We start from the raw sequence: 13048 nt of genomic DNA, 5'->3' as shown, positions 1-13048 counted from the left end.
GGTTAATTTCAGGCAATCTACACATCATCCTTCAAGCTGCCTCTGTGTTGGCTGCCTGCGTTTACCCCAGTCACTTACTGTCGTAAGCGCCAGGGGACTCTCTAAGTGCCGCCTTGATGCAACGTGAATGATTTTGTGTAATAGCTATCCGCCCGACGACGACGCCGGGTGGATAATGTTCGCAACAGGATTACTGGATTTGCTGTTTCTTACCGCCCAGCACGGTGCCCCAGACCTTCACATCTTTGAGCTGAATCGGCTCGATGGCCTGCGGATCCTCTTCCAGCACGGTGAAGTCGGCGTATTTACCGCATTCGATGCTGCCGATCAGATGATCCATTTTCATGGTCCACGCTGCGCCGAGTGTCATCGCGTGCAGTGCTTGATCGACGGAGATTTTCTCCGCTTCGCCCAGCACGCGCCCGGATGCCGTCAGACGGTTAACCGCGCACCAGCCGGTGAACAGCGGGTTGATGGGGGTGATACCGCAATCGCTGTGGAAGGCGAAAGGAATACCGTGACGCACTGCGCTGCCGCAGGCATCCATACGCATCGCGCGCTCCGGGCCCATGGTTTTGCTGTAGTGCTGATCGCCCCAGTAATAGACGTGATTGCTGAAAAAGTTCACGCACATCCCCATTTCTTTGATGCGTTTGAACTGGTCTTCACGCAGCATTTGCGCGTGCTGCATTACCGCGCGGTGGTTAACTGCCGGAATACGATTCAGGGTTTTCTCGACGGCTTTAATGAACGCTTCCGAAGCCTCGTCGCCGTTACAGTGGCAGTGAACCTGGTAGCCGCGGGACATAATGTCGTAGACCTGCTGCTCCACCTCTTCCGGTGTAGCGTTCCACGCGCCGTTGTGACCATCGAGATAATAGAAGGGCTCCAGCATTCTTCCTGAACCGCCCTGGATAGAACCATCGAGGAAGATTTTCATCGGGCCGAAGTGCATTTTTTCGTGCCCGTGACGCATCACGTCCGGCGCGAAATCCAGCGCTTCCTGAAAGGGTTTCTTCACGAACGGAGGACCGTAGGCTACCAGCAGGCGAATCGGGAAATCCTCTTCACGGGTCATGCGGATGTAGTTGGTCATCAGCTCGGGGTTGCTGAAATCGGTCAGGCCCATATCGGCAGCGCTGGTGCAGCCTGCGCGAAACGCTTCCTGGCCAAAATTGGCGATGGCGATTTCGGTGGTGAGCTCATCCCAGAAACCATATTTATTCAGGATTGGCCCCATGGCGGCGAATTCCACCAGCTCACCGTGCAGCGTACCGTCCTGATTTTTCACCACCCCTTCAATCTGGCAGTCGTCAAATATTCCGCAGTCGTGCAGCGCAGCGGTATTGGCGCCCATCAGGTGAATGCTCATATGGATAACGGCGACCGGACGGGTGGTTGAGACACGGTCCAGATGTTCGCGTCCCAGCTTTTCGCTGCCGAAATAAATAGGATCGACGCCCCATGCGATCAGCGGCGCGTGTGGATCGGTCATCTCACGTTCAACCGCCTGCAGCGCGCTGACGACGTCGTCGAATGAGCGGCAGCCTTGCCAGATTTTACCGGTATGGTCCGGGCGATCGTAGTAACCCACATAGGGGAACTGCCACATGCCGCCGCCGGTGACGTGGGAGTGGGCTTCAATCAGGCCGGGCATTAACACTTTGTCGGCAAAGGTCTCGTCCAGCTGGTATTCGCCGAAGCCAGTGAGTTCTTCAAGCGTGCCGGTACCTAAAATACGGTCGCCGCGCACCGCGACATGGGTGGTTTCCGGGCGGTTCGGACACATCGTAATGATTTTTTTTGCGGCAAAAATCGTGATTTCTGATGCTGACATAGTAGGCTCAATCATTCAGGGTTCAGAGAGCGATGAAAGGCATCGCTTTCATCATGAGTATTAATGCGCCTATGCTAATTGTCATATTGGATGTATAACAGGACCAAAAACCAACGATATTAAGGTGCCAATTTGTCGGTTGCTCTGCCTTTTGATTTAACGGGAATAAAGCTGGATGCTGGCAGAAAGCGTAGCGAGCAGCTTTATCGCGCCCTGAGAGAGAAGATGATGAATACGCCCGGTCTTCACGGGGCAAAGCTACCCGCGACCCGTGAGCTGGCGAGGCTGCTGGGGGTGTCTCGCAATACGGTAGTTTCGGTCTACGAGCGCTTATATGCCGACGATTTGATTGAAACCCGCCAGGGCGACGGCACCTATATACGTTACCGCGGGCAGGAGGTTGAAGAAGGCCCTGAAGTGCCTGAATTTCCTGCCTTACGCGTAGACTCGCGCCTGCCGCTGACGGCGCGGTTTAATCGCCATTTTGTTCACGACGGCCCGCCGAAGGCTTTTCGCATCGGCATGCCCGCGATTGACCATTTCCCGTTTGATACCTGGTCGCGTTTGCAAAACCGCTTCTGGCGGCGGCGACCCATCGCGCAAATGGGCTACGGCGTACCGGCGGGAGATCTACAGCTGCGCGAGCTTATCGCCAGCTATCTGCACACCTCGCGCGGCCTGAAGTGCGACCCGGCCCAGGTGATTATTACCCTTGGCGCACAGCAGGCGATTATGCTGTGTTCCGCGCTGCTGCTGCGCGCCGGGCAGGACGTCATTATGGAAAACCCCTGCCACTGGGCAGCGGCGGGCGTATTCTCCTGCCTTGGTTTGAATATTAAAGCGATTAACGTTGATGATGAGGGGCTTCAGGCGGCGCAGTTGACGGATTATCCCGACGCCAGGATGGTCTACGTAAGCCCGTCATGCCAGTACCCGACGGGCGCGACGCTGTCGCTATCGCGGCGGATGGCGCTGCTGGAGTGGGCCAGAAAGCATCAGGCGTGGATTATGGAGGATGATTACGACGGCGAGTATCGCTATAACGGTACGCCGCTGATGCCGCTCGCCGCGCTGGATAACCGCCATCGGGTGATTTATATCGGTTCGTTTTCCAAAGTGATGTATCCCGCGCTACGCCTGGGCTACATGGTGGTTCCGCAACCGCTGGTGGAACCGCTGAACCTGCTGCGCACGCTATCCACCCGCCAGCCGCCAATGAACGACCAGCAGGTGATGGCGAGCTTTATTTCGGAAGGCCATTTCCAGCCCCATATCCGCCGAATGCGCAGAATCAGTAAAAGCCGCCGCGACCTGCTGCTGGCCGAGTGGAATCAGCATCTGAGCCATATTGGCGTGATGCCGGAAGTCGCCTCGGGACTACATGCGGCGATTACGCTGGAGGATGCTGAAACCGAAAACCGTCTCGTTAGCCAGGCCCTGGCGGCAGGTGTTGAAATTACCCCGCTGAGCGCGCTGTGGATCCCCGGTACGCCTGAAAGCCGCCATCATTACGGCGTGGTGCTGGGATTTGCCGGCGTAATGGAAGCGGATATTGTGCAGTCGATACAGGTGTTAAAGAAATGCTGGAAGCGAGCTCCGCTAAAATGAATCACCAGAGCATATCCATCAACGCTTTTGCGCGGTAACTCTGGTGGAACGGCGCTTTTCTGATTTCATAAAGCTGTCCTAAACGCTTGCTTTTACGCCTTCTCCTGCGATGATAGAAAGCAGAAAGAATGAATTACGGGCAACTATCCATGAAAAACGTTTTCCCAGCGCTTGCCGTTTTATTAGCGGTCCTCAGCCTGACCGGCTGTGGTCTGAAAGGGCCGCTTTATTTCCCGCCAGCGGATAAAACGGCGCCTCCGCCGACTAAACCGGTTGATAGCGGTATCCAGAGCTCTACGCCGGATCGTAACGATCGCGGCGATAGCGGTGGTCCGACCCAGGTGAATTACTGACAGTTCCGCGCTGCTGGAGTAGATGATGCAGTTCTCTAAGATGCATGGCCTTGGCAATGACTTTATGGTCGTTGACGCGGTAACTCAGAATGTTTTTTTCTCCCCGGAACTGATTCGCCGTCTGGCGGATCGGCATCTTGGTGTGGGCTTCGATCAGCTGCTGGTGGTTGAGCCGCCCTACGATCCAGAGCTCGATTTCCACTATCGCATCTTCAATGCAGACGGTAGCGAAGTGGCGCAATGCGGCAATGGCGCGCGCTGTTTCGCCCGCTTTGTGCGCCTGAAAGGCCTGACCAATAAACGTGACATCCGCGTGAGTACGTCAAATGGCCGTATGGTATTAAGCGTGACGGAAGACGATTTGGTGCGCGTGAATATGGGCGAGCCGAACTTCGAACCGTCGCAGGTGCCGTTTCGCGCGAACAAAGCGGAAAAGACCTATATCATGCGCGCCGCCGAACAGACAGTATTGTGCGGCGTGGTATCGATGGGTAATCCGCACTGCGTTATTCAGGTCGATGATGTGGAAACCGCGACGGTGGAAACGCTCGGTCCGGTGATGGAAAACCACGAGCGCTTCCCGGAGCGAGCGAACATCGGCTTTATGCAGGTGGTCAGCCGCTCCCATATTCGTCTGCGCGTGTATGAACGCGGCGCGGGTGAAACGCAGGCCTGCGGCAGCGGCGCCTGTGCGGCGGCGGCAGTAGGTATCCAGCAGGGTTTACTGGGCGAGGAGGTCCGCGTGGAATTACCCGGCGGGCGTCTTGATATCGCCTGGAAAGGTCCGGGCCAACCGCTGTATATGACTGGCCCGGCGGCACATGTCTATGACGGATTTATTCATTTATGAAACAAGTCGGGGAAGAACAGCAGGAACTCGCCAGCGAGCTGAACGATCGCGCAGTGGTGGACTATCTGTTGCAACATCCTGAATTCTTTATTCGTAATGCGGCGCTGGTGGAGCACATGTCGGTTCCGCATCCGGTACGTGGTTCGGTCTCGCTGGTGGAATGGCATATGGCGCGGGCGCGGAATCATATCAACGTGCTGGAAGAGAATATGTCGCTGCTGATGGCCCAGGCGACGGCGAACGAAAGCCTGTTTCAGCGCCTGTTTGATCTCCAAACGCGGCTGGCGGCGGCCGATAGCCTTGATGAAATGCTCAACCGCTTTCATCGCTGGGCGCGCGAGCTGGGGCTGGCGGGCGCGACGGTGCGCCTGTTTCCCGACAGCTGGCGGCTCGGCGCGCCCTCTAAATTCACCCATCTGGCGATAAGCCGTCAGGCGTTTGAGCCCATTCGCATCCAGCGGCTTGGCCAGCAGCGCCACTATCTTGGCCCATTGAACGGTCCGGAACTGCTGGTGGTGCTGCCGGAAGCAAAAGCCGTGGGTTCGGTGGCGATGTCGCTGCTGGGGGGAGATGAAGCGCCCGGCGTGATGCTGTTCAGCAGTCGCGACCCTCAGCACTATCAACAAGGCCAGGGAACGCAGCTTTTGCAGGAAATTGCGTCGATGCTCCCGGGATTGCTGGAGCGCTGGATCGAGCGCGCATGACCGCCTCACCGCTGTTGCCTTCCGTAGAGCGCTTTTTACGCTATCTCGGCGTCGAGCGTCAGTTGAGTCCAATAACGCTGCTGAACTACCGCCGTCAGCTGGAGACGCTTATCGCGCTGGCGGAAAACGCCGGGCTGAAAAGCTGGCAGCAATGCGATGCCGCCCAGGTCCGTAACCTGGCGGTACGCAGCCGTCGTCAGGGACTGGGTCCAGCCAGCCTGGCTTTACGCCTCTCCGCCTTACGCAGCTTCTTTGACTGGCTGGTGAGCCAGGGCGAACTGGCGGCCAATCCGGCAAAGGGGATTTCGGCGCCGAAAACACCGCGCCATTTACCGAAAAATATCGACGTCGACGACGTTAACCGGCTGCTGGATATTGATCTTAACGATCCGCTGGCGGTACGCGACAGGGCGATGCTGGAAGTGATGTACGGCGCGGGGCTGCGTCTCTCGGAGCTGGTGAATCTCGACATTAAGCACCTCGATCTGGAATCCGGCGAGGTGTGGGTGATGGGCAAAGGCAGCAAAGAGCGCCGCCTGCCGATTGGCCGCAACGCGGTGGTGTGGATTGAGCACTGGCTCGACCTGCGCGGCCTGTTCGGCGCTGATGAAGACGCCCTGTTCTTATCGAAACTGGGCAAGCGAATTTCCGCGCGTAACGTGCAAAAGCGCTTTGCCGAATGGGGCATTAAGCAGGGCCTCAACAGCCACGTGCATCCGCATAAGCTGCGCCACTCCTTCGCGACCCATATGCTGGAGTCGAGCGGCGATCTGCGCGGGGTGCAGGAGCTGCTGGGTCATGCGAATCTGTCCACCACTCAAATTTATACCCATCTTGATTTTCAACACATTGCGTCGGTGTACGATGCGGCGCATCCGCGCGCCAAACGGGGGAAATAATGCGTTTTTACCGACCTCTTGGCCAGATTTCAGCACTGACATTTGACCTGGACGATACCCTTTATGACAACCGCCCGGTGATTGACCGAACGCTGCATGAGTCGCTGAGTTTTGTGCGCAGCTACCATCCGTCGCTGAGTCAATTTGACGCCAGCGAACTCAACCGGCTGCGCCAGACGCTGCTGGCCTCAGAGCCGGAAATTTACCACGATGTCACCGAGTGGCGCCGCCGCGCGCTGGAGCTGGGGATGATCAACGCCGGGCTTTCTGCGGCGCTGGCGAAAACGGGGGCGGATGAAGCGATGGCCAACTTCGCCCACTGGCGCAGCCTGATCGACGTCCCGCAAGAGACGCACGATACGCTGGCGAAGCTGGCGGAAAAATGGCCGCTGGTGGCCATTACCAACGGCAATGCCCGGCCGGAACTTTTTGGCCTGAGCGACTACTTCCGTTTCGTGCTGCGCGCCGGTCCGGACGGGCGTTCTAAACCTTTTGCCGATATGTATCATCTGGCGGCAGAGCGGTTGGCGCTGCCGCTGGCGCAGATTCTGCACGTTGGTGACGATCTGACGACCGACGTGGCGGGCTCCATTCGCTGCGGCATGCAGGCCTGTTGGATCAAACCGCAGGGCGCAGACCTGATGCGCACCGCCGACAGCCGTCTGCTGCCGCACATCGAAATTTCACGGTTGGCATCTCTGACCTCGCTGATATAATCGTCAGTAGTTCTGTATAAATTAACAGTAGCCCGGTGAACTGAACGTTGCCGGGCGTCTCATTTCCGGCGGTGCCAATGGACGTTTCTTACCTGCTCGACAGCCTTAATGACAAACAGCGTGAAGCCGTTGCGGCATCACGTACGAATATGCTGGTTCTGGCAGGAGCGGGCAGCGGTAAGACGCGCGTGCTGGTACACCGCATCGCCTGGCTGCTGAGCGTTGAGAACTGTTCCCCTTACTCCATTATGGCGGTGACCTTTACCAACAAAGCGGCGGCGGAGATGCGCCATCGTATTGGCCAACTGATGGGCACCACCCAGGGCGGTATGTGGGTCGGTACTTTCCACGGCCTGGCGCACCGGCTGCTACGCGCCCATCACCTTGACGCCAACCTGCCGCAGGACTTCCAGATCCTCGACAGCGAAGACCAGCTGCGTCTGCTTAAGCGTTTGATTAAGGCAATGAACCTCGATGAGAAGCAGTGGCCGCCGCGTCAGGCGATGTGGTACATCAACGGCCAGAAAGACGAAGGCCTGCGCCCGCACCATATTCAGAGCTACGGTAACCCGGTGGAGCAGACCTGGCAGAAGGTGTATCAGGCCTATCAGGAAGCCTGCGATCGCGCGGGACTGGTGGATTTCGCCGAGCTGCTGCTGCGCGCGCACGAACTGTGGCTGAATAAGCCGCATATCCTGCAGCACTACCGCGAGCGCTTTACCAATATCCTGGTCGACGAATTCCAGGATACCAACAACATTCAGTACGCGTGGATCCGCCTGCTGGCGGGGGAGACCGGCAAGGTGATGATCGTCGGCGATGACGATCAGTCGATCTACGGCTGGCGCGGCGCGCAGGTAGAGAACATCCAGCGCTTCCTCAACGATTTCCCCGGCGCGGAAACTATTCGCCTCGAGCAGAACTATCGTTCGACCAGCAATATCCTCAGCGCGGCCAACGCCCTGATTGAGAACAACAGCGGGCGGCTGGGTAAAAAATTGTGGACCGACGGCGCCGACGGCGAGCCGATTTCGCTTTACTGCGCGTTTAACGATCTTGATGAGGCGCGTTTTGTCGTCAACCGTATCAAAACCTGGCAAGAAAACGGCGGGGCGCTGGAGCAGTGCGCGATTCTGTATCGCAGCAACGCCCAGTCGCGCGTGCTGGAAGAGGCGCTGCTGCAGGCCAGCATGCCGTATCGTATTTATGGCGGCATGCGCTTCTTCGAACGCCAGGAGATTAAAGATGCGCTCTCCTATCTGCGTTTGATCGCCAACCGTAATGACGACGCGGCGTTTGAGCGCGTGGTGAATACCCCGACGCGCGGCATTGGCGATCGCACGCTGGACGTAGTGCGTCAGACCTCGCGCGACCGTCAGCTGACGCTGTGGCAGGCCTGTCGCGAACTGTTAAAAGATAAAGTCCTCGCCGGACGCGCCGCCAGCGCCCTGCAGCGTTTTATGGAGCTTATTGACGCGCTGGCGCAGGAAACCGCCGATATGCCGCTGCACGTGCAGACCGACCGGGTGATTAAAGACTCCGGCCTGCGCATGATGTACGAGCAGGAGAAAGGCGAGAAAGGCCAGACGCGTATTGAAAACTTAGAGGAGCTGGTGACGGCAACGCGCCAGTTCAGCTACAACGAAGAAGATGAAGATCTCATGCCGCTGCAGGCGTTCCTCTCGCACGCGGCGCTGGAGGCTGGAGAAGGACAGGCGGATACCTGGCAGGACGCGGTACAGCTGATGACCCTGCACTCGGCGAAAGGGCTGGAGTTCCCTCAGGTCTTTATCGTTGGGGTGGAAGAGGGGATGTTCCCGAGCCAGATGGCGCTGGATGAGGGCGGCCGCCTGGAAGAAGAACGCCGGCTGGCCTACGTCGGTGTCACCCGCGCGATGCAGAAGCTCACGTTGACCTACGCGGAAACTCGCCGCCTGTATGGCAAAGAGGTGTATCACCGTCCGTCGCGCTTTATCGGCGAGCTGCCGGAGTCGTGCGTAGAAGAGGTACGGCTGCGGGCGACGGTGAGCCGTCCGGTCAGCCATCAGCGGATGGGGACGCCGATGGCGGAAAACGACACCGGCTATAAGCTTGGCCAGCGCGTGCGCCATGCCAAGTTTGGTGAAGGGACGATCGTTAACCTCGAAGGTAGCGGTGAACACAGCCGCCTACAGGTTGCGTTTCAGGGGCAGGGGATCAAATGGCTTGTCGCGGCCTACGCCCGGTTGGAAACAGTGTAACAGTAAGAAAAATATAATAATTTTGTAATATTCTGCTACCTTTATACGTTAAGGAGCTTGATTTGCTCTTTAGCGTTCCGTTGCGTGTTGACGCCGTTTTTGCGCTGGCGTAACATGCGCGCACGATTACGCTAAGAGGACATTCGCCTTGGACACACCCAGTAGATGCTGGCTCAATTTCCTGCCCATCAGGAACAACTCCTAAGGCTATCCTCTTATGCTGATAGCCTTAGCGGTTGTCGGCGACTCGTTCTATTCCCGTCGCTCTGAGTCAGGCTTAATGGTCTGAAACCCAAATTGTTTCTGTGTGCCCACCGAACTGTCCGATAATTTTTTGCATTGGGAGTCCCGGTCATGCTGAGCGCATTTCAACTGGAAAACAATCGTTTAACGCGTCTTGAAGCCGACGAGATCAAGCACCTCGCCAGTTCGGTGTGGGTCGATTTGGTCGAGCCTGACGACGATGAACGAAGCCGCGTGCAAACGGAATTGGGCCAGAACCTGGCGACGCGCCCGGAGCTGGAGGACATCGAAGCGTCAGCGCGTTTCTTTGAGGATGAAGACGGCCTGCATATCCACTCATTTTCCTTTTTTGAAGATGCTGAGGATCACGCCGGTAACTCTACCGTGGCGTTCACTATCCGCGAAGGGCGTCTGTTCACCCTGCGCGAACGGGAGCTGCCCGCTTTCCGCCTGTATCGCATGCGCGCCCGCAGCCAGTCTATGGTGGACGGCAACGCCTACGAGCTGCTGCTGGACCTGTTCGAAACCAAAATTGAGCAGCTGGCGGATGAAATCGAAAACATCTACAGCGACCTGGAAAAGCTCAGTCGGGTGATCATGGAAGGCCGTCAGGGCGACGACTATGACGAGGCGCTCTCGACGCTGGCGGAGCAGGAAGATATCGGCTGGAAAGTTCGCCTGTGTCTGATGGATACCCAGCGCGCGCTGAACTTCCTCGTGCGTAAAGCCCGTCTGCCGGCAGGCCAGCTTGAGCAGGCGCGTGAGATCCTGCGCGATATCGAATCTCTGCTGCCGCACAACGAATCGCTGTTCCAGAAGGTTAACTTCCTGATGCAGGCGGCGATGGGCTTTATCAACATCGAGCAGAACCGCATCATCAAAATCTTCTCGGTGGTCTCCGTGGTGTTCCTGCCGCCGACGCTGGTGGCATCCAGCTATGGGATGAACTTTGAGTTTATGCCCGAGCTGCACTGGAGCTTTGGCTATCCCGGGGCGATTGTCTTTATGATGCTCGCCGGTCTGGCGCCCTATCTGTACTTTAAACGCAAAAACTGGCTGTAAAAAAAGGAGCTTCGGCTCCTTTTTTGCGTATCAGTTTGGCTCTATGCCCTACGCGTCCGGCGTATTGTGTAAACCGCATCCATCACGAAAATCGCCAGCGCCACCCAGATAAAGGCGAAGGTCACCATTTTATCCGCACCCGGCACTTCGCCGTAGAAGGTTACCGCCAGCAGGAACATCAGCGTCGGGCCGATATACTGGAAGAAGCCCAGCGTAGAAAGGCGCAGGCGGGTTGCCGCGCCGGTAAAGCACAGCAGCGGGATGGTGGTCACCACGCCCGCCGCCATCAGCAGCAGGTTCAGCGACCACGGGTTCTGCCCCATATGGCTGGTCGGGCTATCGGCAATACCAAACAGGTAAATCGCGGCGACTGGCAGCAGCCATAGCGTTTCAAACAGCATCCCGGTTTGCGCATCCACGGCGATCTTTTTACGCAGCAGGCCGTAAAAAGCGAAGCTGAAGGCCAGACCCAGCGCGATAATCGGCAGCGAGCCGAAGGTCCAGAGCTGTACCAGCACGCCGCAGGCGGCCAGCAGCACCGCTAGCCACTGCATCCGACGGAAACGCTCACCGAGGAAGATCATCCCCAGCAGAATGTTCACCAGCGGGTTGATAAAGTAGCCCAGGCTGGCTTCCAGCATATGATGGTTATTCACCGCCCAGATAAACAGCAGCCAGTTACCGCCCACCAGCACCGCAGAGAGCGCCAGCAGCAACACTTTTTTTGGCGTCTTCAGCAGCCTTTTGACCTGCGGCCACTGGCGGCTGACGCTAATCAGCGCCACCATGAAGAAGAAGGACCAGATCACGCGGTGAGTCAGGATTTCATCGGCGGGAACATAGTAGATAAGCTTGAAGTACGCTGGCGCGATACCCCAGATAAAATAGGCGGCCAGGGCCAGCAGAATCCCCACCCGCGTTTGTTTAGCATCCATCGGTACAAATCCATTGCCAAAGAGAGTGATGTTACTCGATTTAGGCCGATCAACCCACCATATACGTCGCTGTGGCGCTGGCGATATACACCTGCTCTTCGTTATGCAGCTCGACGCGGGCGACCGCCACTTTGTTACCGGCGCGCAGCAGGCTACTGGTGGCGGTAAAGCGTTCCCCGCGGCCTGGACGCAGGTAGTCGACGCGCAGATCGATGGTACCCATCCGCGACAGGCGCTGGCGCAGCTCCTCTTCATTGATGGTGTCGTGCCGGGTGAGCGTACTGCCGACGCATACCAGTCCCGCAGCGACGTCCAGCGCGGAGGCGATCACGCCGCCATGTAAAATACTTTGCGCCCAGTTGCCGACCATCATCGGCTGGTTGTTGAAACTCAGCTGGGCAAATTCCTTTTCATAGCGCTCCAGCTCCAGTCCTAAGGCACGATTAAACGGCATATGGTAGACGAAGATCTCTCCCACCAGCTTCAGGGCGGCGGCGGCGGTCAGTTCAGACATAACAACATTTCCAAAGGTTAATGAAATGTTGATTTTATGCTTCTAAAATATTGATTTCTACTTTAAGAACGGATAACAGGTCAGATGCCGCATAAATAGGTAGAATGCTGCCTGGGTTAAACAGAAATAATAAGTATCCATCCAGGAGAACAGCAATGCGTATCTCTTTGGCCTGCCTGCTGGCGCTTATTGCGCTTCCGGCCGGCGTTCTGGCGCAGGACGCGCCGGTGAATAAACAGGTCCACGACACCCCTGCCGTTCGCGGGAGTATTATCGCCAACCTGTTACAGGATCATGATAATCCGTTCCTGCTCTATCCCTATGAGAGCAACTATTTGCTCTATACGTGGACCAGCGATCTTAACAAAGAAGCGATTCGTAGCTACGACTGGGCCGAGAACGCGCGTAAAGATGAAGTGAAATTCCAGCTCAGCCTGGCGTTTCCGCTGTGGCGGGGGATACTCGGCGAAAACTCGCTGCTGGGCGCTTCGTATACGCAAAAATCCTGGTGGCAGCTCTCCAACAGCAAAGAGTCCGCGCCGTTTCGCGAAACCAACTATGAGCCGCAGCTGTTCCTCGGTTTCGCGACCGATTACTCGTTCGCTGGCTGGACGCTGCGCGACGTTGAGATGGGTTATAACCACGACTCTAACGGCCGTTCCGATCCCACCTCCCGCAGTTGGAACCGCCTCTATACCCGGCTGATGGCGCAAAACGGCAACTGGCTGGTCGAGGTGAAGCCCTGGTACGTGATTGGCAGCACCGACGATAATCCGGATATCACCAAATATATGGGTTATTACCGCCTGAAAGTGGGCTATCAACTGGGCGACGCCATTCTCAGCGCCCAGGGGCAATATAACTGGAATACCGGCTACGGCGGTGCCGAGCTCGGGGTGAGCTATCCGATCACCAAACACGTGCGCGTCTATACTCAGGTCTATAGCGGTTATGGCGAGTCACTCATCGATTATAACTTCAATCAGACCCGCGTCGGCGTCGGGCTGATGCTCAACGATCTGTTTTAATCGTTGCACTCTGGCTCTCAGGCGCTGAAAATAGCGCCTGTTTTCTTTTCAGGCATATG

Annotated in this window: 13 protein-coding genes; 10 read left to right on the top strand and 3 right to left on the bottom strand. The window is 57.2% G+C overall.

What is annotated here, in order from left to right:
• Nucleotides 1-190: 190 nt before the first annotated feature.
• Nucleotides 191-1837, bottom strand: coding sequence for an amidohydrolase (locus tag EGY08_RS13975; protein ID WP_004127450.1), 1647 nt, complete (start codon nucleotides 1835-1837; stop codon nucleotides 191-193).
• A gap of 132 nt (nucleotides 1838-1969) precedes the next feature.
• On the opposite strand from EGY08_RS13975, the gene EGY08_RS13970 reads away from it, so the two are divergent.
• From EGY08_RS13970 to corA, 9 genes are all read left to right on the top strand, one after another.
• Entirely contained in the window at nucleotides 1970-3445 is a 1476-nt protein-coding gene (locus EGY08_RS13970) for a PLP-dependent aminotransferase family protein (protein WP_032741999.1), read from the top strand.
• A 149-nt stretch (nucleotides 3446-3594) separates the two neighbouring features.
• A complete protein-coding gene (gene lptM, locus EGY08_RS13965) occupies nucleotides 3595-3798 on the top strand; it encodes an LPS translocon maturation chaperone LptM (protein ID WP_024360622.1) in 204 nt (67 codons plus the stop codon).
• Nucleotides 3799-3823: 25 nt separating this feature from the next.
• Nucleotides 3824-4648 (top strand): diaminopimelate epimerase, encoded by an 825-nt coding sequence (gene dapF / locus EGY08_RS13960; protein WP_004127458.1) that lies wholly within the window; start codon nucleotides 3824-3826, stop codon nucleotides 4646-4648.
• A complete protein-coding gene (locus EGY08_RS13955) occupies nucleotides 4645-5352 on the top strand; it encodes a DUF484 domain-containing protein (protein WP_004127460.1) in 708 nt (235 codons plus the stop codon). The genes dapF and EGY08_RS13955 overlap by 4 nt, the downstream gene beginning before the upstream one ends.
• Nucleotides 5349-6251: a tyrosine recombinase XerC gene (gene xerC, locus EGY08_RS13950; RefSeq protein WP_123828594.1), complete on the top strand. Its 903-nt coding sequence runs from the start codon at nucleotides 5349-5351 to the stop codon at nucleotides 6249-6251. Before EGY08_RS13955 ends, xerC begins: the two co-directional genes overlap by 4 nt.
• A complete protein-coding gene (yigB, locus tag EGY08_RS13945; protein ID WP_004127464.1) occupies nucleotides 6251-6967 on the top strand; it encodes a 5-amino-6-(5-phospho-D-ribitylamino)uracil phosphatase YigB in 717 nt (238 codons plus the stop codon). Before xerC ends, yigB begins: the two co-directional genes overlap by 1 nt.
• A 77-nt stretch (nucleotides 6968-7044) precedes the next feature.
• Nucleotides 7045-9207, top strand: a complete 2163-nt coding sequence (gene uvrD / locus EGY08_RS13940) for a DNA helicase II (protein WP_123828593.1) — start codon at nucleotides 7045-7047, stop codon at nucleotides 9205-9207.
• 148 nt (nucleotides 9208-9355) lie between these two features.
• Nucleotides 9356-9412, top strand: coding sequence for a YsgD/CorL family protein (gene ysgD / locus EGY08_RS31440; protein WP_349817343.1), 57 nt, complete (start codon nucleotides 9356-9358; stop codon nucleotides 9410-9412).
• 149 nt (nucleotides 9413-9561) lie between these two features.
• Nucleotides 9562-10512, top strand: a complete 951-nt coding sequence (corA, locus tag EGY08_RS13935; RefSeq protein WP_123828592.1) for a magnesium/cobalt transporter CorA — start codon at nucleotides 9562-9564, stop codon at nucleotides 10510-10512.
• A 41-nt stretch (nucleotides 10513-10553) separates the two neighbouring features.
• On the opposite strand, the gene rarD is transcribed toward corA, so the two are convergent.
• Both rarD and yigI read right to left on the bottom strand, forming a co-directional pair.
• Nucleotides 10554-11447, bottom strand: coding sequence for an EamA family transporter RarD (rarD, locus tag EGY08_RS13930; RefSeq protein ID WP_123828591.1), 894 nt, complete (start codon nucleotides 11445-11447; stop codon nucleotides 10554-10556).
• Nucleotides 11448-11496: 49 nt separating this feature from the next.
• On the bottom strand, nucleotides 11497-11961 hold the full coding sequence (gene yigI, locus EGY08_RS13925; RefSeq protein WP_004097567.1) for an acyl-CoA thioesterase YigI: 465 nt from the start codon (nucleotides 11959-11961) through the stop codon (nucleotides 11497-11499).
• A gap of 155 nt (nucleotides 11962-12116) precedes the next feature.
• Between yigI and pldA the strand changes: the two genes are divergently transcribed.
• Nucleotides 12117-12989: a phospholipase A gene (gene pldA / locus EGY08_RS13920; protein WP_049114613.1), complete on the top strand. Its 873-nt coding sequence runs from the start codon at nucleotides 12117-12119 to the stop codon at nucleotides 12987-12989.
• Nucleotides 12990-13048: the final 59 nt, after the last annotated feature.

The organism is Klebsiella sp. FDAARGOS_511, assembly GCF_003812845.1.
Classification (GTDB): Bacteria; Pseudomonadota; Gammaproteobacteria; order Enterobacterales; family Enterobacteriaceae; genus Klebsiella; species Klebsiella grimontii.
Note: the sequence above shows the minus strand (reverse complement) of the source record. Positions and strands in the feature narration are given on the sequence as shown.

Coding starts and splice junctions, on each gene's coding strand:
- EGY08_RS13975 (WP_004127450.1), bottom strand. CDS start 1,837: ATGTCAGCATCAGAAATCACGATTTTTGCCGCAAAAAAAATCATTACG.
- lptM (WP_024360622.1), top strand. CDS start 3,595: ATGAAAAACGTTTTCCCAGCGCTTGCCGTTTTATTAGCGGTCCTCAGC.
- dapF (WP_004127458.1), top strand. CDS start 3,824: ATGCAGTTCTCTAAGATGCATGGCCTTGGCAATGACTTTATGGTCGTT.
- EGY08_RS13955 (WP_004127460.1), top strand. CDS start 4,645: ATGAAACAAGTCGGGGAAGAACAGCAGGAACTCGCCAGCGAGCTGAAC.
- xerC (WP_123828594.1), top strand. CDS start 5,349: ATGACCGCCTCACCGCTGTTGCCTTCCGTAGAGCGCTTTTTACGCTAT.
- yigB (WP_004127464.1), top strand. CDS start 6,251: ATGCGTTTTTACCGACCTCTTGGCCAGATTTCAGCACTGACATTTGAC.
- uvrD (WP_123828593.1), top strand. CDS start 7,045: ATGGACGTTTCTTACCTGCTCGACAGCCTTAATGACAAACAGCGTGAA.
- corA (WP_123828592.1), top strand. CDS start 9,562: ATGCTGAGCGCATTTCAACTGGAAAACAATCGTTTAACGCGTCTTGAA.
- rarD (WP_123828591.1), bottom strand. CDS start 11,447: ATGGATGCTAAACAAACGCGGGTGGGGATTCTGCTGGCCCTGGCCGCC.
- yigI (WP_004097567.1), bottom strand. CDS start 11,961: ATGTCTGAACTGACCGCCGCCGCCGCCCTGAAGCTGGTGGGAGAGATC.
- pldA (WP_049114613.1), top strand. CDS start 12,117: ATGCGTATCTCTTTGGCCTGCCTGCTGGCGCTTATTGCGCTTCCGGCC.